At 75.2% G+C, this 23854-nt stretch carries 13 protein-coding genes; 6 read left to right on the forward strand and 7 right to left on the reverse strand.

The features are described from left to right. Window positions 1-57: 57 nt before the first annotated feature. On the reverse strand, window positions 58-8949 hold the full coding sequence (locus H9657_RS02545) for a prealbumin-like fold domain-containing protein (RefSeq protein WP_191780050.1): 8892 nt from the start codon (window positions 8947-8949) through the stop codon (window positions 58-60). Between the two features lie 288 nt (window positions 8950-9237). Between H9657_RS02545 and H9657_RS02550 the strand changes: the two genes are divergently transcribed. Further along, window positions 9238-9411, forward strand: coding sequence for a hypothetical protein (locus H9657_RS02550; protein ID WP_191780052.1), 174 nt, complete (start codon window positions 9238-9240; stop codon window positions 9409-9411). A 4-nt stretch (window positions 9412-9415) separates the two neighbouring features. Here the strand turns inward: H9657_RS02550 and H9657_RS02555 are convergent, their stop codons facing one another. After that, complete coding sequence (locus tag H9657_RS02555; protein WP_191780054.1) at window positions 9416-9583, reverse strand: hypothetical protein; 168 nt, start codon at window positions 9581-9583, stop codon at window positions 9416-9418. A 76-nt stretch (window positions 9584-9659) separates the two neighbouring features. On the opposite strand from H9657_RS02555, the gene H9657_RS02560 reads away from it, so the two are divergent. Next, complete coding sequence (locus H9657_RS02560) at window positions 9660-11531, forward strand: glycoside hydrolase family 15 protein (protein ID WP_191780056.1); 1872 nt, start codon at window positions 9660-9662, stop codon at window positions 11529-11531. Window positions 11532-11552: 21 nt separating this feature from the next. On the opposite strand, the gene H9657_RS02565 is transcribed toward H9657_RS02560, so the two are convergent. Continuing rightward, on the reverse strand, window positions 11553-12437 hold the full coding sequence (locus tag H9657_RS02565; protein ID WP_191780058.1) for a L,D-transpeptidase: 885 nt from the start codon (window positions 12435-12437) through the stop codon (window positions 11553-11555). A 79-nt stretch (window positions 12438-12516) separates the two neighbouring features. Here H9657_RS02565 and H9657_RS02570 point away from each other — a divergent pair, with 79 nt between their 5' ends. From H9657_RS02570 to H9657_RS02585, 4 genes are all read left to right on the forward strand, one after another. Continuing rightward, window positions 12517-13074, forward strand: a complete 558-nt coding sequence (locus H9657_RS02570) for a DUF427 domain-containing protein (protein ID WP_191780060.1) — start codon at window positions 12517-12519, stop codon at window positions 13072-13074. Window positions 13075-13185: 111 nt separating this feature from the next. Further along, window positions 13186-14631: an FAD-dependent monooxygenase gene (locus H9657_RS02575; RefSeq protein WP_191780062.1), complete on the forward strand. Its 1446-nt coding sequence runs from the start codon at window positions 13186-13188 to the stop codon at window positions 14629-14631. A gap of 58 nt (window positions 14632-14689) precedes the next feature. Then, window positions 14690-15301: a hypothetical protein gene (locus H9657_RS02580; RefSeq protein WP_191780064.1), complete on the forward strand. Its 612-nt coding sequence runs from the start codon at window positions 14690-14692 to the stop codon at window positions 15299-15301. A gap of 62 nt (window positions 15302-15363) precedes the next feature. After that, window positions 15364-16500, forward strand: a complete 1137-nt coding sequence (locus tag H9657_RS02585) for a thermonuclease family protein (protein WP_318241237.1) — start codon at window positions 15364-15366, stop codon at window positions 16498-16500. Window positions 16501-16515: 15 nt separating this feature from the next. Here H9657_RS02585 and H9657_RS02590 read toward each other — a convergent pair whose 3' ends face one another. The 4 genes from H9657_RS02590 to H9657_RS02605 form a co-directional block, all read right to left on the reverse strand. Then, a complete protein-coding gene (locus tag H9657_RS02590) occupies window positions 16516-18663 on the reverse strand; it encodes a DEAD/DEAH box helicase (RefSeq protein WP_191780066.1) in 2148 nt (715 codons plus the stop codon). A gap of 266 nt (window positions 18664-18929) precedes the next feature. Further along, window positions 18930-20006, reverse strand: a complete 1077-nt coding sequence (locus tag H9657_RS02595) for an NAD-dependent epimerase/dehydratase family protein (protein WP_191780068.1) — start codon at window positions 20004-20006, stop codon at window positions 18930-18932. Beyond that, the gene (locus H9657_RS02600; protein WP_318241238.1) at window positions 20003-22795 is read right to left on the reverse strand and encodes an alpha/beta fold hydrolase; all 2793 of its coding nucleotides are present in this window, start codon (window positions 22793-22795) and stop codon (window positions 20003-20005) included. The genes H9657_RS02595 and H9657_RS02600 overlap by 4 nt, the downstream gene beginning before the upstream one ends. Next, window positions 22792-23820, reverse strand: coding sequence for a 3-oxoacyl-ACP synthase III (locus H9657_RS02605; RefSeq protein ID WP_318241239.1), 1029 nt, complete (start codon window positions 23818-23820; stop codon window positions 22792-22794). The genes H9657_RS02600 and H9657_RS02605 overlap by 4 nt, the downstream gene beginning before the upstream one ends. Window positions 23821-23854: the final 34 nt, after the last annotated feature.

Genomic DNA, 23854 nt, shown 5'->3' on the forward strand with positions numbered 1-23854 from the left:
GGACGCGGGGGGGCGCGGCGTGCAGCGAGGGGTCACCGTCCTGGCGACACCCGGGCATCACCCCCGGGGGACGCGGACCTTCCGCCCGGCACCGGCGCGCTGGCGTGCACCGACGACCAGCGCTCCGCCGACCGCGAGCAGCGCGAGCGCCGCCGCGCCGAGGCCCAGGTCGGACCCGCCGGTGACCGCGAGCCACCCGCCGCCGGACGTGTCACGCTGCGGCGGCGGTACCGGCCGCGTGGGTGTCGGGTGGGTCGTGGTCCGGCACTCCTCCTCGTCGGCGACCGCGAGCGTCGTGATCGGCGCGGCCACGAGGACGACGTCGGCGGCCGTGGCGTCGGCCAGCACCGCGGGCGCGACGTCCGCGGGCGGTTCGACGCACGGCTCCGCCCCCGGTGCGGTGACGACGTTCGTCAGCGCCTCCCCGTTGACGTCGTCGGCGACCCGCACCCGGTACGTCAGCGTCTGCACGCCCACGAGCGTGCCGACGTCCCACGTCAGGCTGGTCCCCGACGGCGTGGCGGTCCCCGTGCTGGCCGTGATGCTGCCCTCGTCGAGGACGGCGGAGCCGAGCACGCCGGACAGGTCGTCGACGATCGGCTCGATGTCGACGGCGTCGCCGGTCAGGACGGTGGCCACGACCGTGTAGGTGATGGTCTGCCCGGGCCCCACCTGCTCGCCCCGCGGCGGGTCGCTGTCCTTGACGACCGTGAACGTGGCCGGGGCGCTGCGGTCGGTGTTCGTGACCGTGCACGTCGTCACGTCGCCCACCGCGAGCTCGACGACGTCGCCCTCGACCGGGACGGGCCCGCCGGCGTCCTCGCACACCCAGCCCTCGGAGCTGTACCCCTCGGGGCCGTCGGCCTCGGACAGCGTGTACCGGCCCGGGGCGACCGGGACCTCGGTCACCGTCTCGGTCCGCGTCGCGCCATTGACCGACTCGGGCCCGTCGGCCCGCAGCGTCCAGTCCTCGGGGACCGCGGTGCCGCCCTCCTCGTTGACGACGACCTTGACGAGGGTCAGACGGGGGGCGTCGAACGTGTTGACGACGGTGCACGTGACGTCGTCGCCGTTGCTCACCGCGACCGTGTCGCCGGTGAGCGTCCCGCCCTCGCAGGTCCACCCGCCGGCGGTGTAGCCGCCCGGGCCGTCGTCCTCCGAGAGCGCGTAGTCGCCCGCGTCGACCTGGACGCCCGTGACGTCCGTGCTGCCGCTGGGCCCGGTGAGCGCCGTGGGGCCGTCGGCCGTCAGCGTCCACTCGCCGGGTTCGGCCGTGCCGCCGTGGTCGTTGACGACGCGCTTGACCAGCGTGAGCGTCGCGGGCTGGTCGTCGTTGACGACCGTGCACGTGACGTCCTGGTCGAGGCCCACCGTCACCACGCCGTCGGTCACCGGGACGCTCGCCCCGCCCGCCTCGCACTCGTACGGCCCGCCCGCGTAACCGCCCAGTCCGGTCTCGCTGAGCGTGTAGTCCCCGACGGCGACCGGCGCACCGGTGACCGCCGGATCGCCGGTCACACCGGTGACGCCCGTCGTCGGTCCGCTGGCGGTCAGGGTCCAGTCGGTCGCCGCCGCGGTCCCGCCGTTGTCGTTGACGACCTGCTTGACGAGCGTGAGCGTGGGCTGCTGGGCCGTGTTGGTGATCGTGCAGGTCACGTCGGCCCCGTTGGCCAGGGTCACCACGTCGTCCGTGACCGCGACGGCGGTGCCGTCAGCCGTCATGCACGACCAGTCACCCGCCGCGAACCCCGCGACCGTCGACTCCGAGAGCGCGTACCCGCCGGCGAAGACCTCGACGCCCGTCACGCCGTCCTCACCGTCGCCGGACACCGGGTCCTGACCCTCGATGCCCTGCGGGGTCGCCGTCAGCGTCCAGTCCGCCGGCGTCTGCGTCGCACCGGTCGCCCCCGCGTCGACCACCTTGCGCAGCGTGAGCACCGCCGGGGAGTCCTCGTTGACGATCGTGCACGTCACGTCCTGACCGAGCGCGACCGTCACCACGTCATCGGCCACGGGCACCGTGGCCTCGTCGGTGGCGCACACCCAGTCCCCGGCCAGGTAACCGGCCGGCCCCGCCTCCGAGAGCGTGTAGCCACCGATCGCGACCGGCACGTCGGTCACGGCGGGCGCACCGGTCACCCCGGTGACGCCGGCCGTCGGACCGGCCGCCGTCAGCGTCCAGTCGGTCGCGACCGCCGTCCCGCCGGCGGCGTTGACGACCTCCTTGACGAGCGTCAGCGTGGACTGCTCGGCCGTGTTGGTGATCGTGCACGTGACGTCGGCCCCGTTCGCCAGGGTCACCACGTCGTCCGCGACCGTGACGGCGGTGCCGTCGGCCGTCGCGCACGACCAGTCACCCGCCGCGAACCCGGCCACCGTCGACTCCGACAGCGCGTACCCGCCCGCGAAGACCGCCTCCTGGGTCACGCCCTCGGCGCCGTCGCCGGACACCGGGTCCTGACCCTCGATGCCCTGCGGGGTCGCCGTCAGCGTCCAGTCCGCGGGCGTCTGCGTCGCACCGGTCGTCCCCGCGTCGACCACCTTGCGCAGCGTCAGCAGCGCCGGGGTGTCGTCGTTGACGATCGTGCACCTCACGACCGCGCCGTTCGCGATCGTGACGGTGCTGCCCGTCAGCTCACCACCCGCGCACGTCCACGGCTCGCCGACGTAGCCCGCGGGCCCGCCCAGCTCCGACAGCGCGTAGGCACCGGCGGACACCGGGACGTCCGTGACCTGCGTGGTGCGGGTGGCTCCCGAGACCGGGGTCGGGCCGTCGGCCCGCAGCGTCCACTGCGAGGCGTCGGCCGTACCGCCGTACTCGTTGACGACCACCTTGATCAGCGTCAGCAGGCCGGGCAGGTCGTCGTTCACGATCGTGCAGGTGACGTCCTGGTCGAGGCCCACCGTCACCACGCCGTCGGTCACCGGGACGCTCGACCCGGCCGCCTCGCACGCCCACGACCCGCCCTCGTAGCCGGCGAGGGCCGACTCGCTCAGCGTGTAGTCCCCGACGGCGACGGCCGCGCCGGTCACCGCCGGGTCGCCCGTCGTCCCGGTCACGCCCGCGGTCGGACCGCTCGCCGTCAGGGTCCAGTCGGTCGCTGCTGCGGTGCCGCCGTCGTCGTTCACGACCTGCTTGACAAGCGTCAGCGTGGACTGCTGGGCCGTGTTGGTGATCGTGCAGGTCACGTCGGCGCCGTTGGCCAACGTCACCACGTCGTCCGTGACCGTGACGGCGGTGCCGTCGGCCGTCGCGCACGACCAGTCACCCGCCGCGAACCCCGCGACCGTCGACTCCGACAGCGCGTAGCCGCCGGCGAAGACCTCGACGCCCGTGACGCCGTCCTCGCCGTCGCCGGACACCGGGTCCTGACCCTCGATCCCCTGCGGGGTCGCCGTCAGCGTCCAGTCCGCGGGCGTCTGCGTCGCCCCGGTCGTCCCCGCGTCGACCACCTTGCGCAGCGTCAGCACCGCCGGGGAGTCCTCGTTGACGATCGTGCACGTCACGTCCTGACCGAGCGCGACGGTCACCACGTCATCGGTGACGGGCACGGTGGTCTCGTCGGTGGCGCACACCCAGTCCCCGGCCAGGTAGCCGGCCGGCCCCGCCTCCGAGAGCGTGTAGCCGCCGATCGCGACCGGCACGTCGGTCACCGCGGGCGCACCGGTCACCCCGGTGACGCCGGCCGTCGGGCCCGTGGCGGTCAGCGTCCAGTCGGTCGCGACCGCCGTCCCGCCTGCGGCGTTGACGACCTGCTTGACCAGCGTGAGCGTCGGCTGCTGCGCGGTGTTCGTGATGCTGCAGGTGACGTCGGCACCGTTCGCGAGCGTCACCGCGTCGTCGGCGACCGGGACCGTGGTGCCGTCCGCGGTCGCACAGGACCAGGCGCCCGCCGTGAACCCCGGCACGGTCGACTCCGTGAGCCCGTAGCCGCCGGCGAACACCTCGACGGCGGTCACGCCGTCGGCGCCGTCGCCGGACACCGGGTCCTGACCCTCGATGCCCTGCGGGGTCGCCGTCAGCGTCCAGTCCGCCGGGGTCTGCGTCGCCCCGGTCGCACCCGCGTCGACCACCTTGCGCAGCGTGAGCAGCGCGGCCTGGTCGTCGTTGACGATGGTGCAGGTGACTGCCCCGCCGTTGGGCACGGTGACCGTGCTGCCGGTCAGGGTGCCGCCCTCGCAGCTCCAGGCGCCGGCCGCGTAGCCCGCCGGGCCGCCGGTCTCCGACAGGGCGTAGTCGCCCGCGTCCACGTCCACGCCGGTCACCTGCGTGCTGCCGCTCGCGCCGGACAGGGGCGTCGGGCCGTCGGCCGTCAGCGTCCAGTCGGTGGCCTCGGCCGTGCCGCCCTGGTCGTTGACGACCTCCTTGACCAGCGTGAGCGTCCCGGGCTGGTCGTCGTTGACGATCGTGCACGTGGCGTCCTGACCGACGCCGATCGTGACCACGCCGCCGCTGACCGGCAGTGCCGCCTCGTCCGTCGCGCACGCCCAGTCCCCGGCGGTGTACCCGGCGGGGCCTGCCTCGGTCAGGGTGTAGTCGCCGACCGCGACCGGCGCGTCGGTGACCGCCGCGTCACCGGTCACACCGGTCACCCCGGCCGTCGGCCCGGCGGCCGTCAGCGTCCAGTCGGTCACGGCGGCGGTCCCGCCGTCGTCGTTCACGACCTGCTTGACGAGCGTCAGCGTCGACTGCTGGGCCGTGTTGGTGATCGTGCAGGTCACGTCCGTGCCGTTGGCCAGGTCCACGACCCCCGCCGTGACGGTGACGGGCGTGCCGTCGGCCGTCGCGCAGGTCCACGTGCCCGCCGTGAACCCGGCGACCGTCGACTCCGTGAGCGCGTACCCGCCCGCGAACACCTCGACGGCGGTCACGCCGTCGGCACCGTCGCCGGACACCGGGTCCTGACCCGTGATGCCCTGCGGGGTCGCCGTCAGCGTCCAGTCCGCCGGAGTCTGCGTCGCCCCGGTCGTGCCGGCGTCGACCACCTTGCGCAGCGTGAGCAGCGCCGGCTGGTCGTCGTTGACGATCGTGCAGGTCACGTCCTGGCCGAGCGCGACGGTGACCGCGCCGTCGGCGACGGGCACCTCCGTGTCGTCGGCCGCACACTCCCAGGCCCCGGCCGTGTAGCCGGCCGGTCCGGCCTCCGTCAGGGCGTAGCTGCCCACGGCGACCTGTGCACCGGTGACCGCCGGGTCGCCGGTCACACCCGTCACGCCCGTCGTCGGGCCCGTGGCGGTCAGCGTCCAGTCGGTCGCCGCCGCTGTCCCGCCGTTGTCGTTGACGACCTGCTTCACCAGCGTCAGCGTCGAGGGCTGGGCCGTGTTGGTGATCGTGCACGTGACGTCGGCCCCGTTCGCCAGGGTCACCACGTCGTCAGCGACCGTCACCGCGGTCCCGTCGGCCGTCGCGCACGACCAGTCACCGGCCGCGAACCCCGCGACCACCGACTCGGAGAGCGCGTACCCGCCCGCGAACACCTCGACGGCGGTCACGCCGTCGGCGCCGTCGCCGGACACCGGGTCCTGACCCTCGATCCCCTGCGGGGTCGCCGTCAGCGTCCAGTTCGCCGGGGTCTGCGTCGCCCCGGTCGCCCCCGCGTCGACCACCTTGCGCAGCGTCAGCAGCGCCGGGGAGTCCTCGTTGACGATCGTGCACGTCACGTCCTGACCCACGCCGACCGCCACGGCCCCGTCGGTGACGGGCACGGCGGTCTCGTCGGTGGCGCACGCCCAGTCCCCCGCCGCGTACCCGGCAGGCCCGGCCTCGGAGAGCGCGTAGCTGCCGACCGCGACCGGTGCGTCGGTGACGGCGGCGTCACCGGTCACGCCCGTCACACCGGCGGTCGGGCCGTCGGCCGTGAGCGTCCAGTCCGCGACCGTCGCCGTGCCGCCCGCGTCGTTGACGACCTGCTTGACCAGCGTGAGCGTCGGCTGCTGCGCGGTGTTCGTGATGCTGCACGTGACGTCGGCGCCGTTCGCGAGCGTCACCACGTCGTCGGACACCGGGACCGTCGTACCGTCGGCGGTCGTGCAGGTCCACGTCCCCGCTGCGAACCCGGGCACCGCGGACTCGGACAGGGCGTACCCGCCCGGCAGCACCTCGACGCCCGTGACGCCGTCGGCGCCGTTCCCCGAGACGGGGTCCTGGCCGGCGATCTGCTGCGGCGTGGCCGTCAGGGTCCAGTCCGCGGGTGTCTGCGTCGCCCCGGTGCTCCCGGCGTCGACCACCTTGCGCAGCGTGAGCTGCGCCGGGTCGTCCGCGTTGGTGAACACGCACAGGACCGACTGCCCGGCGCCCACCGTGATCTCGGTGACGACCTCGCTCGTGCCGTCGACGGTGCAGCTGATCTCGGTGAGCCTGTACCCCTCGGGGCCGGTCTCGCTCAGGGTGTACGTGTAGTCCGGCCGGACCTCGTTGAGCTGCGCGTCCGCCACGGACGCCCCGGGGACCTCGACGTCGGGGAGCCCCTCGACGGGCGGGGTGCCGCTCGGCACGGCGCGCAGCGTGAAGTCGGCTGCCACGGCCGTCCCGCCGTCGTCGTTGACGACCTCCTTGGCGAGCACGAGCTGCGCCGTGCGGTTGGTCGCGGTGCAGCTCACGCGCGTGGCGAGCGGCACCACGACACCACCGTTGAGGCCGTCGGCGAAGCCGGGGACTTGGGTGCCGTCGGCGGCGATGCGGATGCAGTTCCACGAGCCGGTCGACGACGGGAAGGACTCGAGGTCGGAGCGCTGGTCGTCCTGCACGTACGTCGGCGTCCCACCGGACTCCGCGAGCTGGTAGGCCACGTCGGGCGTGACGACCTGGTCGGTCACCACCGCGGTGCCGGCCTGGCCGCTCGGGCCGGGCAGCTGCCCCGCGGGCTCGTCCGGGGCGGGGAGGGCGGACAGCGTCCACAGGCCCGGGTCGGCACTGCCCTCCACCGACTTCGCGAGCGTCAGGCGGGACTCGCACTCGATGGTGTTGCGGACCGTGTAGGTGTTGTCGCCATCGTGCAGCGTCGCCTGGTAACCCGTCTCGGGCAGGTCGGCCGGCGTGACCGGCTGGCCGTCGACCGCGACGACCTGAGCCGCGGCCACCTCGCACAGGTCCGGGTCCACGTCGGGGGCCACGAGGGTGATCTCCTCGTTGAACGTGACCGAGTCGCCCGAGACGTACCCGGTACGCGTCACGTGCCAGTCCTGCGGCGTCGGACCGGCACCCTGCGGACCCGTGAGCGTGAGCTGGGAGGTCAGGCCGGACGGCTGGTTGCCCTGCGCGACGGGCGCGGCGCCGTTGACGACCCACTCCTTGTCGACCGTGACGGACGCGGACGCCGCCTCCTGGTTGTAGACGATGCAGCTCACGGCCTCGGTGCTCGCCACGTCGACGGTGAACCCGACGTCACCGGCGTTCGTGACGGTGAGCGTCTCCCCCGTGTCCAGGTCGGTGCAGACCGCGTTGGCTCCACCCACCGGGAACAGCGTCGTGCCCGTCCGCGGCTCTTCCTGGATCTCGACCGTGCCGGACGTCACACCGCCCTCGTACGTCAGCGGGAAGCTCACGGCGCTCGTCGTGTCGGTCGTGGCGGTGGTCGTCTCCAACGAGACCCCTGCCGTGGCGGTCGACGCGTCGAACGTCCACCCGGCGCCGCCCGGTGTCGCGCTCGCGACGTCACCCTCCGGCCCGACCAGCTGCTTGACCACGGACAGCGACCCCGCGCACTCGCCGAGCGCGAGCTGGCGCAGGGCCTGCCCGACGATCGCGTAGTCGGCGACCTGGTAGTAGTCGGCGGTGAGCGGGTTGGTCCCGTCGTACGCGGTGGGGCCGGAGATCGCCGCCAGGTTGCGGGCCGTGGCGGCGTCGGCGACACCGGCGCCCACACCCACGGCCAGGACGCGGCTGCCCTCGGCCTTCAGCTCGTTGGCGGAGAAGATCCCGTTCTCCATCTCGCGCAGGCGCGTGTAGTTGCCCGGTCCCTGCGCGGGCTGCGAGTAGTACGTGGGGTCGCCGTCGGTGATGACCACCGTGAGGTCGTACGTCCCGGCGGCCTCGGCCGCTGCCGCGAGCCCGCGGTCCCAGTTGGTGCCGCCGCCGGACGTCCACGACTCGTAGCGCGACTTGAACGTGTCCGCGCCCGCCTGCGTCGACACCTCGGTGAGGCCGGGATAGTTCCGCGTGGCGCCCGAGGCCGGGGTCACCGAGGAGAACGAGAACAGCGCCATCTGCGACGGGGTGCCGACGAGCGAGTCGACGAACGTGTCGGCCGCGGCCTTGAGGTCGACCAGCTGGGAGGGGGTCACGGACCCCGAGAGGTCCAGGACGAGCGCGACGTTGAGCCCGCACTGCTGCAGCGGCGCGGGGTTGACGCGCGACTGCTGCCACGTGCCGCCCGACGCGCTGCGGTTGGTGCCGCCGGTCCCGACCATGAAGTCGGACTGGGACGTGTAGGTGTTGCCCGCGCGCAGGAACTCCCCGGTGCGGAACTGGTACGCCGTCAGCTCCGAGCCGGTGCCGTTGCCGCTGCCCGTGCGCAGGACAGAGTTCTGGGTGAACCCCTCCGGCACGCCGGTCTGCACCACCCAGAACCGGCGGTCGCAGTTGGCCCCGGCGAGGAAGGTGCACGAGCGCAGACCGGTCTGGGTGTCGGGGACGACGAAGCTGCAGTCCCCGTCCGCGTCGGAGACGCAGGTGGCCCAGTCCGCCGCGACGGGCGTGGTGGGCGACGTGGTGCCGTCGTAGAGCCGGAGCGTGACGCCCGCGAGCCCGGTCACGCCGGTGGTGCCCACCCGGTCCCCGCCGACGCGGACGGTGATGACCGCGTCGTTCCCGGTGGGCGTCGGGACGGCCATCGGGGCGACCCCGGGACCGCTCCCCTGTGCCGTCGTCACACCGGTGAGACTGAGCAGGAGCACCACCGAACCGAGCACCGCACCGATGCGGCGCAGCCGTCGCGAACCGTTCTCCATGGCGTCCCCCCGGTCGCACTGGCACAACGCCGCAGGCGGCGCGATTCCGACAGTACGCCCGGATCGGAGAAGGACGCCGTTCGGGAGAAGGGCGATATTTCGGGCGGAGAGGGTGAGGCGCTCACCCGCTGGTGGCCACCGCCGGCTCAGCCCCTCCACGCGCCGTGCGTGTGTGCGCAGGTCACGACCCCTGCCCGCGACCCGCACCCCGACGTGCGCGACGGCGGTCGGATGGGGATGCTCGACGGAGGCGACGGCGTCGCGGTCGCCGGTGCGAGAGGAGCAGCCATGAGCGAGAACCCCGGTCCTGCGTCCCCCGGGACGCCGCACGGCCACGACCACGACCACGACCAGCAGCGACAGCCGGTCGACACCGGCCCGGGGCCGAGTGCGGCGGACGTCGACCCCCCGTCGGCCGGCTCGGCCGCCGAGGACCCCGAGGAGGGCTCGGACGCCGACTGACGCCTCAGCCGGCGTGCCGCTGCAGGACGAGGACGTACGGCCGCGGGTCGCCGCGCACGTCCATGACGCCCACGGCGGGCGGGGCGTCGAACAGCGCGAGGGCGTCCTCGGGCGTCGTCCCGTGCTCGAGCGCACGCAGCCGACGGCGGGCGTCGGTGGGCTCGACCGGCACGCGCGTCACCTCCTTCGTGGCACACGCACGGTACGTCGCGTCGCCGAGCACCGCCGGACGGGGTAGACAGGCAGGGATGAGCACTCCGCTGGAGGACTACGCGCTGCTCTCCGACCTGTGCACCGGTCCGCTGGTGTCACGGGACGGGAGCATCGACTGGTTGTGCCTCCCGCGCTACGACTCACCCGCGGTGTTCTCTGCGTTGCTCGGCGGCCCCGACGACGGGCGCTGGCGGCTGTCCGTCGTGGACGGCGAGGTCGTCGAGCGCCGGTACATCCCGCACACGTTCGTCCTGGAGACCACGTGGCGGACCCCGACCGCGCGCGTGCGGGTCACGGACTTCCTGCCGATCGCCGCGGACCGCGCGGACCTCGTGCGGCGCGTCCAGTGCCTCGAGGGAGAGGCCGAGATCGAGCACGACCTGCGGCTGCGGTTCGACTACGCGCGGGCGACGCCGTGGGTGCGCGTCGTGGACCACGCCGGTGCGCCCGCGCTGCTGTCGCTCGCGGGCCCGGACGGGCTCATGCTGGTCGGGCCTCTGCTGACGTGGGCGCACGCGGGTGCCGAGGGGCTGCCGGACGGGGCCGCGGAGCAGCCCGAGGCGGTCGACGTCCCGGCCGACGGCGAGGCCGGACGGCGTGCGCCCCGGCTCACGGGCCGGTTCCGCATGGAGGCCCGCGAGACCCTCGACTGGGACCTGTCCGCGTTCCCGTCGTACGAGGACCGGCCGGAGCCGGCGTCGGTCGACCACGCGCTGGCGGCGACGATCAAGTACTGGACGGACTGGTCGGCGGCCCGGGACGTGGACACCGAGTACGACCCGCAGGTCCTGCGCTCGATGCTCGTGCTGCGTGCCCTGACCCACGGCAGGACGGGCGGGGTCGTCGCGGCACCGACCGCGTCCCTGCCCGAGAGCCTGGGCGGCAGCCGCAACTGGGACTACCGGTACGTGTGGCTGCGGGACGCGGCCCTGACGATCGAGGTCGCGGTGGCGCACGGGAGCGCGCACGCGGCTGTGCTGTGGCGTGACTGGCTGCTGCGCGCCGTGGCGGGTGACGCCGAGAAGATCCAGATCATGTACGGGATCGGCGGCGAGCGGGAGCTCACCGAGAAGGTGCTCGGTCACCTCACCGGCTACGAGGGGTCGCGCCCGGTGCGCATCGGCAACGGCGCGGCTGACCAGTACCAGGCCGACGTGGTGGGCGAGGTGATGATCGCGCTCGGGCTGCTGCGGGACGCGGGGGTCGAGGAGGACGAGTACTCCTGGGGCCTGCAGAAGAGCCTGCTGCGGTTCTGCGAGCGCAACCTCGACCGCAAGGACAACGGCATCTGGGAGATGCGCGGCGAGCTGCACCACTTCACGCACGGGCGCGTCATGATGTGGGCCGCCTTCGACCGGGGCATCACCGCGGTCGAGCACCCGCACGGTCTCGACGGACCGGTGGAGCGGTGGCGCGAGATCCGCGACCGGCTGCGCGACGAGATCGAGCAGCGCGGGTTCGAGCCCTCGCTCAACAGCTTCACGCAGGTGTACGACGGCACCCGGGTGGACGCGTCGCTGCTGCAGCTGCCGCACACCGGATTCATCGCGCACGACGACCCCCGCATGCTCGGCACGGTCGCGCGCATCGAGTCCGAGCTCGTCGACGCGCACGGTCTGGTGCACCGCTACCGCACCGACAACGGCATGGACGGCATCGCCGGGGACGAGCACCCGTTCCTCATCTGCAACTTCTGGCTCGTCGAGCACTACGCGCACAGCGGGCGACTGGCCGAGGCACGGGCCCTCATGGACCAGCTCCTCGGGTACGCCAACGACGTGGGCCTGCTGAGCGAGGAGTACGACGCGGGCGCGGGCCGGCTCATCGGCAACTTCCCGCAGGCGTTCAGCCACATCGGGCTGATCCGTGCGGCGGACGCGATCGCGGCGGCCACGCGCAAGGGCTGAGGCGCGACCGGGACCACCCGGTCAGGCGACCGTCAACACCGTCCCCGGCGGGACCTTGCCCCACAGCAGGTCCAGGACCTCCTCGCTCACGCGCACGCACCCGTTGGAGATGGCGCCGGTGCGTGCGATCGGGCTGGTGTGGATCGCGGTCGCCGACGTCCCCGTCGCCTTGTCGTAGACGTCGATCGTCTCGCTCTGGCTGGACAGCAGCAGGACGCGCGGCGTGTACGTGCCCGGCTGCTCCCACTGCGACCCGACGACGAACTGCGGCACCGCGGGCGTCGGGGACCCCGGTGCGCCCACGGCCTTGACCGGCACGGTGCTGGTCGTCGTGCCGTCGTCGACGGTCAGGCTCAGCGCCGCCAGGTCCAGGTGCAGCCGCCAGTCCGTGCCCGAGGGCGTCGTGTCCTGCGCGCGGATCCACACGCTGCGCCCGTTGACCTGGGACACGTCCTGGCTCGGCAGCGCGCTGCGCGTCGCGACGAGGACGCGCAGCCAGCCGCCGCGCTGGTCGATGACGGGCAGCACCGTCGGCACGTCGAGCGTCACCGCGGGGACCGTGGCCACGGGCCGCCCGTGCACCGCGTCGTACCCGGCCGTGTCGCGCACGACGGTCGCGGTCTGCCAGGTGCCGAGGGCGGGGTCGTCGTTGCGACGCTGCTCGAGACCGTCGGTGCCGGGCAGGCCGGGGACGACGTTGCGCGGCTCGACGACGGGCAGCGACGCCAGGTCGACCGCTCCGAGCGGTGCCGGCGCGGGGACCGCGGACTTGTCGGCCACGACGGGCGTGCGGACGACGACGACCTCGGGCTCCGCGGGCGCGGCGGCGACGCAGCCCGTCACGGTCACCGCGCACACCAGCGCGGCAGCCGCCAGCCCTGCCCGTGCCCGTGCGCGCGTCTCCACGGGTCCATGGTGCGGGACGTCCGGCCGGTGCGGCGAATGCGGGTGGCCGCCGCGCCCCACCGCGGCGGACACTGGGGGCATGGAACCCGAGGCCGGCGGCGCCTGGCGGCCGCGCACAGCACCACCGGGCGGGCGCCCGGCCACGACGCCGGCGCCCGGTCAGGAGTCCGTCTGGGACTACCCGCGCCCGCCGGCGGTCGTGCCGAGCCCCGAGCGTGTCGTCGTCCGGCTGGGCACGACGGTCGTCGCCGACACGCGCCGGGCGCTGCGCGTCCTGGAGACGTCGCACCCGCCGACGTACTACCTGCCGCTCGCCGACGTGACCCCCGGCGCGCTCGTGCCCGCCGACGGCCCGACGACCTTCTGCGAGTTCAAGGGCCGCGCCACGTACAGCGACGTGGTCGGCGTCGACGAGCGCGGCGGGCGCGTCGTGCTGCGGCGCGCCGCGTGGGGGTACCCGGACCCGGCGCCCGGCTACGAGGCCCTGGTCGGCCACGTCGCGCTCTACCCCGACGGGCTGACGTGCACCGTCGACGGCGAGCTCGTCCAGCCGCAGGACGGCGACTTCTACGGCGGCTGGCGCACGAGCCGCGTCGTCGGACCCTTCAAGGGCGGGACGGGCACGCGCGGCTGGTGACCCCGCCCGCCGTGTCCAGGTTACGACCCGACCCGGGGCTTGCCGCAAGCCCCCGGTCGGCACCCAGGATGGTCGGTCGCGGCCACCCGGCCGCCGACGACAGGGGTGGGCATGTCCGACGTGATCATCAGCGGTGCCGGTCCGACGGGCGCGATGCTGGCGGCCGAGCTGCGGCTGCACGGTGTCGACGTGCTGGTCCTGGACCGGGACGCCGAGGCGAACCCTGCCGTGCGCTCCCTGGGCCTGCACCCGCGCAGCATCGAGGTGCTGGACCAGCGCGGGCTGCTGGACCGGTTCCTCGCCCATGGGCAGCAGTACCCCGGGGGCGTGGGGCACTTCGCCGCGATCGACGCCCCCGCACCACCCGACCTCGACACGGCCCACGGCTACGTGCTCGGCATCCCGCAGCCCGTCACCGACCGGCTGCTGCTCGAGCACGCCGTCGGCCTCGGTGCGCGGGTCCGGCGCGGGTGCGAGGTCGCCGACGTCGCGCAGGACGACGACGGCGTGGACGTCACCCTCACGGGCGGTGAGCGCCTCCGCGCCGCGTGGGTCGTCGGGTGCGACGGGGGGCGCAGCCTCGTGCGGCGCTCGGTCGGCATCGGGTTCCCCGGCGAGCCGGCACGCACCGAGTGGATCCTCGGCGAGGTGCACGTCACGACGCCGCCGGACGAGCTCGCGCGCATCGCCGCCGACGTGCGCGCCCGGCACAAGGGGTTCGGCATCGGGCCCGCGGGCGACGGGCTGCACCGCGCCGTCGTCCCCGCGGCGGGCGTCACCGAGGACCGCTCGGTCCCGCCGAGCCTGGACGAGCTGCGCACGCAGCTGCGCGCGTACGCGGGTACGGACTTCGGCGTCCACGCCCCGCGCTCGCTCACGCGCTTCACGGACGCGACGCGGGTCGCCGACCGCTACCGGCAGGGCCGCGTGCTGCTGGCCGGCGACGCGGCGCACGTCCACCCGCCGCTGGGCGGGCAGGGGCTGAACCTCGGCATCCAGGACGCGTTCGCGCTCGGCTGGCGGCTCGCGGCGCAGGTCCGCGGCTGGGCGCCCGACGGCCTGCTCGACACGTACGGCGCCGAGCGGCGGCCCGTCGCCGAGGACGTCCTGACGCTCACGCGCGCGCAGAGCGAGCTGCTGCTGCCCGAGCCGGGGCCGCAGGCCGTGCGCCGGGTCCTCACCGACCTCATGGCGCTGCCGGACGTGCGGCGGGTGCTCGCCGAGCGCGTCGCCGGGCTCGCGATCCGCTACGACCTCGGCGGGCCCGAGCCGGTCGGTCGGCGCCAGCGCGATGTCCGGCTGGGCCGCAGGCGGCTGTACCCGCTGCTGCACGCGGGGCGCGGGCTGCTGCTCGACCGGACCGGCGCGCTGTCCGTCGCCGGCTGGTCCGACCGCGTGGACCACGTCGTCGACGGCAGCGACGAGGTCGACGCACCCGGCCTGCTGCTGCGCCCCGACGGGCACGTGGCGTGGGTCGGCGCCGGCCAGGACGACCTCGCGCCGCACCTGACGCGGTGGTTCGGGGACCGGCAGCGGGCCGACCGCGAGCATCCGTGAGGACGGGACCCCGGCGCGGGCGGCGGCGAGGGTTCGCACGGTCGCCTAACCTCACCGGGTGCCTGCACCACCCCTGACCGCCTCCCCCGTCCGTCACCACGCCCGTCGGGTCGCGCAGCAGACGGTCGCGCTCGTCGTGGGCGCCGGCCTCGGCCTCGTCGCGGCGACGATGGTCCGCGACTACGCGCTGCTGTGGATGGTGCTGCTCCCGCTGGGTCTGTGGGCGCTCGCGAACCGCGCGGGGGTCCGGTCGGCCGCCGGCGGCTTCGACCTGCGGCGCGTGCCGCCGGGCGACCTCGTCGCGATGACGCTGGGCGTGCTGCTGGCGGTGCCCGCCGCCCTGGCCGCGCTCGACGGCTCGGTGCCGCGCGCGGCCGGGCTCGTCGCGATGCTCGCGGTGCTCGGCTTCGGCATGCTCGGCCACGCCGGGGCCATCCGCGACGGCGCGACCCTCGTCACGGACGGACGCGGCCGGGTCGCCCGCGCCGCGGACGTCGCGCTGCGCGGCATCCGCACCACCTCGGGACTGACCAACGTGTACCTCGCCGCGGTCGGGACGCTGCTGGCGTTCCCCGACGCGGCCGCGTGGCTGCCGACCGTGGCCATGGTCGTGACGGGCGCGCTGCACGCCGTGCTGGAGGGACGCTCGCAGGGGGTCGTCGAGCGGTAGGCGCCCGGGTGAACGCACGCGCACCGGGTCAAGCGCACCCGGTGGCGGGTCGATCCCCGTGCGTGCACCCTGCCCGCGCCCTCGCGCGTCCCGCCACCGCCCTGCTCGCCGTCGTCCTGGCGGCCCTCACGCTCACGGCCTGCGGCGGCGGACCCTCCGACACCGCGACGGTCGTCGAGGTGGTCGACGGGGACACCGTCGACGTCGAGCGGGACGGCACCGAGGTCCGCGTGCGGCTCCTCAACGTGGACGCACCCGAGTCCGTCGACCCGGACGAGCCCGTCGAGTGCCTCGGCGAGGACGCGGCGGACGTCCTGCGCGAGCTGCTGCCCGTGGGCACCGAGGTGCGCCTGGAGACCGACGTCGAGCTGCACGACCGGTACGACCGGCTGCTCGCGGGCGTGTTCACCGGTGACCTGCTCGTCAACGCCGAGATCGCGCGGCGCGGCATGGGCCACGCGGTCGTGGTGGAGCCGAACGAGAAGTTCTACCCGCCCGTGCACGAGGCGGAGCAGGCCGCGCGGGCGGCCGGTGCCGGGCTGCACGACGCCGAGGTCGACTGCACCTTGCCCGGTCAGGTCGCTGCCCTCGAGGACGACACGGAGAACACCGTCGTCGCCTCCGCGGGACTCGCCACGGGCGTCGGCCTCGAGGAGGTCGACCGGCACCGCACGCGGCTCGCGACCGCCGCGACGACAGGTGGCGCGCTGCTCGCCCTGCTCGACGGCGACCGGACGTCCGGTCCGACGTCCCGCTACGACGAGGACGTGCTGGTGGACCTGCGCGAACGCACGGCACGCCAGCACGAGCGCGTCACCGCCGCCCAGGTGACGACGGACGCGCTGCGTGCCACCGAGGAGCAGCGCATCGAGGCCGAGCGGGTCGCCGCGGAGGAGGAGGCGCGTCGCGTCGCCGAGGAGGCCGCGCGGCAGGCCGACGAGGCCCGCCGCGCCGAGGAGGCCCGTGAGGCGGACGCCGCGCGCCAGGCTGCGCGCGCCGCGTCGGCGGCCTCCGCGCCGGCGTCCGGCGGGTCCGGGGGCTCCGCCGCGTCGGGTGGCTCGGGTGGCTCGGGTGGCGGGAGCGTCTTCTACCAGAACTGCGACGCCGTCCGTGCTGCGGGCGCCGCGCCGCTGCTCGTCGGCCAGCCCGGGTACGCACGCAAGCTCGACCGGGACGGCGACGGCGTCGCCTGCGAGTGACGGGCGCTCGGCCCGTCAGATCACGTCGTCCGCGGCGAGCGCGTCCTTCAGCATCCCGACCAGCGCCTCGACCTGCACGTCGCTCGAGGACCCGTCCTCGTCCTCACCGGCGCCGTCCAGCGCGCGGGCGGCCAGGCCCGACTTGCTGTCGATGAGCTCGGCGATCCGCGAGTCGATGGTCTGGGCGGCGACGATGCGCCACGCGGTGACGGGCTCGTCCTGACCGATCCGGTGGATGCGGTCGATGGCCTGCGTCTGCTCGGCGAAGGTCCAGGACAGCTCGGCGAGGACCAGGTTGGACGCGACCTGCAGGTTGAGGCCCACGCCCGCGGCCGTCAGCGAGCACACGACGATCGACACCTCGGGGTCGTCGACGAACGCGGCGACGTTCTTGGCCCGGGCCCGGGGCGTCTGGTCGCCGCGGATCGAGGCGTAGCGGATGCCACGGTCGGCGAACGTCTGCTCGGCCACGTCCATGACGTCGATGTGCTTGGCGAAGAACACGACCTTGCCGACGTTGCGCGCGAGCTGTGCCGCGAAGTCCGCGGCGAGCCCGGCCTTGGCCTGACCGATCCGGCGGACCATCGTGAAGACGTTCTCGCCACCCGTCTTGGAGCTCGCGTCCTTGAGCTCGGACGCGGCGACCCGGCGGGCCAGGTCGAGGTCGATGCCGTCGACGGCTAGGTCTCCCCCGCGCGCCTCCAGGGCCGCGCGGTACCGGCTGACCAGGCGCTGCGCGAGGACGGCCTCGGCGGCGCGGATCGAGCGGCCGACGGCGCCGTCGAGCTCGACCGGCAGGTCCGCCACCCGGCGCGCGGGGATGTCGGCGACCACGTCGGCCTTGCGGCGGCGCACGATGCCCATGTCGATCACGGCGGCCCGCGCGGCAGCGGAGAAGCCGCGGTCCGCCGGGGTCAGGCCGGTGTCCTCGAGCGCCGTCATCAGCGCACCCAGCGGCTTGGTCTCGTCGATCCAGCCGAGGAACTGCCAGATCGCGCGGAAGTCCTCGATGTCGTTGATGAGCGGCGTGCCGGTGAGCGCCATCAGCAGCGGCCGGGCCATGCGCTCACGGATCCGCTCGGACAGCGCCAGGACGTGCTTGGAGCGCTGCGAGCCGGTGTTCTTGATGAAGTGCGCCTCGTCGACGACCATCCCGCGGAAGCCGTGGTCGCCGAGCCAGCCGACGTGCCGGTCGAGGATGTCGTAGTTGACGATGACGACGTCCGCGAACGCGTCGACGTCGTCGCCGTCACCGTGGACGACGGTGGCCCGGCGCAGCGGCGTCCACAGGCCGACCTCGTGCGCCCAGTTGGTCTTGACGACGTTGGGGACGACGACCAGCAGCGGGAACGCGTCGGCGGCCTGCGCGGCGAGCAGCGCCTGCGCGGTCTTGCCGAGGCCCGGCTCGTCGGCGAGCAGGAACGTGCGGTGACCGCGCACGGCCGCCGCGACGACCTGCGCCTGGTGCGGCATGAGCTCGCGGCCGGGGGGCGTCGGCACGTGGCGCGGCTCGGGCAGCTTCATGCACGCCGGCGCGCCGGGCGTCGCGTCCTCGAAGGACCGGAAGAGCGGCTCGAGCAGTTCCCAGCCGGCGAGCCGCCGGGGGCGCGCCACGATCCGCTGGGCGGCGGCCTCGAAGTCGGGCGCGAGGAACGGGTTCGCGCGCTGATGGGAGATGACCGACCGCGGCACGACGCGCTTCTCGGCACCGGGCACCGGTGCGGGCGGGGCGGCGGGCTCGGGCTCCTCGGGCGGCTCCAGACCGCCGGCGCGCATGACCGTCGCGCGGTAGGCGCGGGCGGCGTCGGAGACCCGGGCGTCGTCGGCGAGCAGCTCGAGCAGCGAGGTGTCCCGGGCCGCGGTCTTGGCCAGCTGGGTCGCGACCCCGTCGAGCCGCTTGAGCTGCTCGGTCCGTCGCGCCTGGGACAGCGTGGTGTCGGCCATGACGCGGGCGCGCTCCTCGCGCACCAGCAGCGCCACGACCTGGAACTTCGTGCGCACCGTCGCACGTGTCGGCGGCCGCTTCACCGCGGCGTCGACCTCACGCGCGAGACCCGCGAGCACCGGGACGATGCCCTGCTCCGCGGGGCGCGCAGGACGGCGACGCTGCGTGCCGGCGTCGCCGCGTGCCCGACCGGAGCCGCGCTGGCCTGCTCGTGCCACATCTCCTCCTTCGCGCCTGTGCGCACCGCGACCGCGGTGCAGCACGCCGTGCCACCGCCAACCAGGACCGGTCACGCCAGGGCAGCGCCCCGTGCCGCCGGGACGAGGGCTCCTCGGGGCGAGCGCGCCGTGCAGCAGCGCTGCTTCCCCCGTGCGCGCCACCTACGGGTCCGTGCTGACGTCGGTGGTGCCACGCGGCCGGACGCCGCCGTGAACGCTCACGGGGCACGGTCCTGGCCTAGCTCCATCACCGACTGACGCGAATCCTACCGCCGAGCACTCCCGCGGGGGGCGTCACCGTCGCGTCCGGTGCGCGCGCCGCGCCGCGGCCCGTCCGATGCGTCGGCCTGCTCCCGGTCTGCACCGTACGACGCCGCCAGGCGGCGCAGCCCCTCGTCGAGGGAGACCTCGGGGCGCCACCGCAGGTCGGTGCGCGTCCGGCGCTGGTCGAACCAGTGGGCGGTCGACAGCTGCTCGGCGAGGAACCGCGTCATGGGTGGCTCGCCGTCGGCGCTGCGCAGCGGCAGCCGCGCCCAGGCGGCCTCGACCGCACCGCCCGCCGTCCTCGCCACCGGGGCCGGGACGCGGCGCGTGGGCGCGGGGACGCCCGCGGCGGCGCAGATGCCGGCGAGCATCTCCGCGACCGTCCGCGGCTCGCCGTTCGTCACGACGTACGCCTGTCCGCGCACGGCGCCGTCGTCGTCGGCGAGCCGGTGCAGGGCCGCGACCAGCGCCGACGCCGCGTTGTCGAGGTAGGTCGTGTCGATGAGGGCCGCGCCGTGGCCCAGCAGCGGCAGCCGCCCGGCGCGGGCCCGCTCGACGATCCGCGCGACGAGCTGCTCGTCGCCCGGCCCCCAGACGAGGTGCGGGCGGACGGCGACGACCCGCAGCGGCCCGTCGGCGCCGAGCGCGAGGAGCTCGGCCTCGGCCTTGGTGCGCGCGTACTCGCCGCGCGCGCGCTGCGGGTCCGCCGGGGAGGCGTCCCGGCCGACGATCGCGGTGCCGGTGTGCGCGACCGACGGCGAGGACACGTGGACCACGTCGGTCACGCCGTGCCGGGCGGCGGCGTCGAGGAGCGTGCGCGTGCCGTCGACGTTGACGCGCCGGAAGTCGGCCGGGTCGCCGGTGAGCGACACCTTCGCCGCGAGGTGCACGACCGCGTCGACGCCCCGCACGGCACGGTCCACGTCGTCGCGCTCGGTGAGCGAGCCGAGGACGTCGTGCACGCCGTCGACCCCGCTGGGCCGGCGCTGGAACGTGCGGACGTCGTGCCCCGCGTCGCGGACGTGCGCGGCGGTGGTCCGGCCCAGGAGCCCGGACGCACCCGTGACGAGGACCCTCACGGCGGTCCCACCCGGCCGCCCGCGAGGACGCCCTCGGCCCAGCGCGCGAGCCGCGCGCGGTCGATCTTGGAGTTGTGACGGACGTCCGTCGGCAGGTCGGGGACGACGAGCACGGCCGCGGCGTCCCGCCCCACCGCCGCGCGCACGTCCGCCGTCAGCTCGGGCGTCGCGAGCGACGGCCGACGCGCACCCGGGTCCGTCTCGACCACGACGACCAGCTGCTGCGTGCCGCGCGGCCCGACGCCGACGACGCCCGCACGCGCGACGCCGGGCACGGACTGCGCACGCTGCTCGGGACCGACGGGCGTGACGGGCCCGTCGGCGGTGACGACGACGTGCGCGAGGCGACCCTCGACCCACACCCGACCCTCGGCGTCGAGCCGCCCGACGTCGCCGGTCCGGTGCCACCGGGCGCCCGGTGCGACGTCGCCGTCGACGTCCGCCCGTGCGCCGCCGTCGCCGTCCGGCGTCCCCCGCCGGCTCTCGCGGTCCGTCAGCCACAGCCGGTCGTAGTGGTCCTTGACGTGCGGCGCCGCGACCACGATCTCCCCCGTCACGCCGGGCGTCGCCGCGAGCGGCCCGGTCGCGCGGCCGTCGGCGTCGAGCGCGCTGATCCGGACCGTCGCCGCGGGAGCGGGCCGCCCGACGCACACGCCGCCCGCCGCGCCGCCGTCCCCGGCCGCACGGATCTCCTCGAGCGTCACGTCGGTGAGCAGCAGCCCCTCCGTCATGCCGTACGGCGTGTGCGGCACGGCCGCGGGCAGCAGGTCCCCGATCGCCGCGAGCAGCCCCTCGCCCACGGGTGCCCCCGCCGAGAGCAGGAGCCCCACGCGCGCGAGCGCGCGATGGTCGTCGTCCGTCAGGTCGTCCGACGTCGCGACGACGTTGGCGACGGCCGCGGGCGACAGGAACACCGCGGTCGCGCCGTCGAGGGCGGCCGGCGCGGCGGCGACCGCGGCGGCCACGGCCCGGGCCGTCAGGGTGCGGGGCGCGGTGACGTCCATGTCGGGCGTCACCGAGCGGCAGCCCAGCGCGGGCCCGAGCAGCGCGAACGGTGCGAAGCCGGCGACCAGGCCCGTCCCGACGCCCAGCCCGTACTGGTCGGCGAGCGCGTCGCGCATCGCCGCGAGCTGCTCGTGCGTGTACGCGACGCCCTTGGCGGGGCCGGTGGACCCGGACGTGAACAGGATGGCCGCGACATCGTCCGGGGCCGGCTCGGGCGGCAGGGCAGCCCCGGCGCCGAGGTCCACGAGGTCGGGCAGGCTCAGCTCGACGCCGAGGGCCGCGGCGGTCGCGCGCGGCAGCGTCGTCGTCGACACGCGCCGCCCGGGCCACCCGAGCGCGCGCGCCGCGACGAGGCCGCGACGCTCCCCCACGACCACCGCGGGCTGCGCGCCCCGCACCGCACGCGTGAGCCCGCGCGCGCCGAGCCCGGCGTCGGCGACGACCACGACAACCCCGATGCGCAGGCACGCGTAGAGCGTCGCCGTGAGGTCGGCACCGGGCGGGACGAGCAGCGAGACGCGGTCACCGCGCCGGACGCCGGCCGCGTGCAGCCCGGCCGCGAGCTCGCGCACGCGCCGCGCGAGCAGCCGCCACGTCACGGTCCGCACGCCGTCGCCGGTCGACGGCGCCATCTCGACGAGGGCCGTCGAGCCGTCGTCGGCGAGGTCGTCGAGGCGGCGCCACAGGGGCGGGCGCCGCGACGCCGGCGCTGTGCCGTTCGCCGTGCCCGTGCCTGTGCCCCGCACGCTCCCCGCGTCGGCCGGCTGCCGGTCCGCGAGCCACGTCAGCACGGCGCCCGCGGTGTCGACGTCCTCGGCGACGAGGTGCCCCGCGCCCTCGAAGCGGTGCACCTGCGCCTGCGGCAGGCGCGACAGCAGGTCGGCGAGGTGCGGGTCGCCGAAGACCGGGTCCCGCGGGCCCCAGAACACGAGCGCGGGGACGTCGAGGCCGCGGACGCCGTCGGCGACGCGGTCGAGCTCGCCTGCGCTCGGGTGGTCGGGCCCGGCGGGGATGTCGGCGACGAACGCACCGATGCCCGAGCGACGCTCCGCGGTGCCGTACGGCGCGCGGTAGGCGTCCTTGACGTCGTCGGGCAGCGGCGGGTGCGCGAGCGCGAGCGTCGTGCGCAGGAACGCGGGCGTCACGACGGTCGCGGGGCCGAGCGCACCCAGCGCGAGGCGCAGCGGCAGCGGGATCGGCCGGTCGGCGGGCTGGTGCACCGCGGTGTTGAGCAGCACGACGCCAGCGAGCGCGTCGGGGTGGTCGACGGCCCAGCCGAGCGAGACGACGCCGCCCCAGTCGTGCCCGACCGTGACGACCGGGCCGTCGAGGCCGAGGGTGTCGGTGAGGTCGGCGAGGTCCCGCACGCGGCGGCGCAGGGTCCGGTGCGTACCGGTGCGCTCGGAGAAGCCCATGTCGAGCTGGTCGACGGCCACGACGCGCCAGGCATCACCGGGGGCGTCGTCCGCGGCGGCGAGGGTCGCGGCGAGCAGGTCCCGCCACAGGTACGACCACGTCGGGTTGCCGTGCACGCACAGCAGGGTCCCGACCGGGGTGACACCGCGTGCGGCGAGCGCCGGTCCCGTGTCGAGGACGTGCCACGTGCGCTCGACGCCGTGGGGCTCGTCGGCCCGTCCGTGCGCCCCGAGCAGCGGGGTCTCGGGGACCGTGACGAGGCGCGACCAGCCGGCGTCCAGGCCGGGCAGGTCGACCGGGGGGAGCCCGGCGGGCGCGGTCGTGGGCGGGGGCAGCCGGTCGGCGTGCCCCGTCGTGGCACCTGTCACCAGGCGAGCTCCATCATGGCCGTGTTGATGCCGGAGCCCACGCCCATGAGCAGGACGCGGTCCCCCGGCGACAGGCTCGGCGCCTCGTGCGCGAGCGTGATGGGGATGGACGCCGGGCCGACGTTCCCGAACCGCGGGTAGGTCAGCGGCACGCGGTCACGGTCGAGCTTGGCGGCCTTGATGATGGCGGCGGTGTGGACGTCGGACACCTGGTGCATGACGTACCGGTCCATGTCCGACCAGTCGACGTGCTGGCGCGCCTCCTGCCACGCGGCCATGACGAGCTGCATGCCGCCGCGCAGCAGCGCCTTGGCGTCGGTGTACATGCCGTTGACGCCGCCGACGCACAGGTCGTTGAACTGCGTGGCGGCGCGCGTGACGCCCATGACGAGCCGGTGCCCCGAGGGGTGCGCGTCGGCGCGTCCCAGCAGGGCGGCGACCGCGCCGGAGCCGAGCGTCAGGCTCGGGAACTCGCGCATGAAGTCGGCCCGGGTCGTCTCCGGCCGGCACAGCCGCTCGACGGTGTGGTGCTGGATCTCGTCGGCGTCCTCGCCGTCGACGACCAGCGCGTACTCGATCTGCCCCGCGTCGATGAGCTGGGCCGCGAGGCTCATGCCGTTGACGAAGCCGAGGCACGCGTTCGCGATGTCGAAGTTCACGGCCGACGACGGCAGCCCCAGCCCGTGGTGCATCCGGACCGCGACGGACGGCTCGAGGTGCGGGCGCGTGACCGACGTGTTGATGATCAGGCCGATGCGCCCGCGGTCGACGCCCGCCTCGGCGAGCGCCTTCTCCCCCGCCTCGACGGTCGCGGCGTCGAAGCTCTGCCCCTGCGCCCAGTTGCGGCGCTCGTGGACGCCCGCGATGCGCTGCAGCAGCCCTGTCGGCAGGCGCAGCCGCTCCAGGACGGGCCGCAGACGCCCGTCGAGCTCCGCGGACGTCGTCACGCGGTCGGGGGTCACTGCCGCCAGGGACAGCAGAGCCGCGTTGCGGTACATCGATGTCGCGTTGCCGCCCACTCGCACGCCCCTCAGGTCACGGAAGTGCCCATCCTCTCCC

This window comes from Cellulomonas avistercoris (assembly GCF_014836445.1).
GTDB classification, from domain to species: Bacteria; Actinomycetota; Actinomycetes; order Actinomycetales; family Cellulomonadaceae; genus Cellulomonas; species Cellulomonas avistercoris.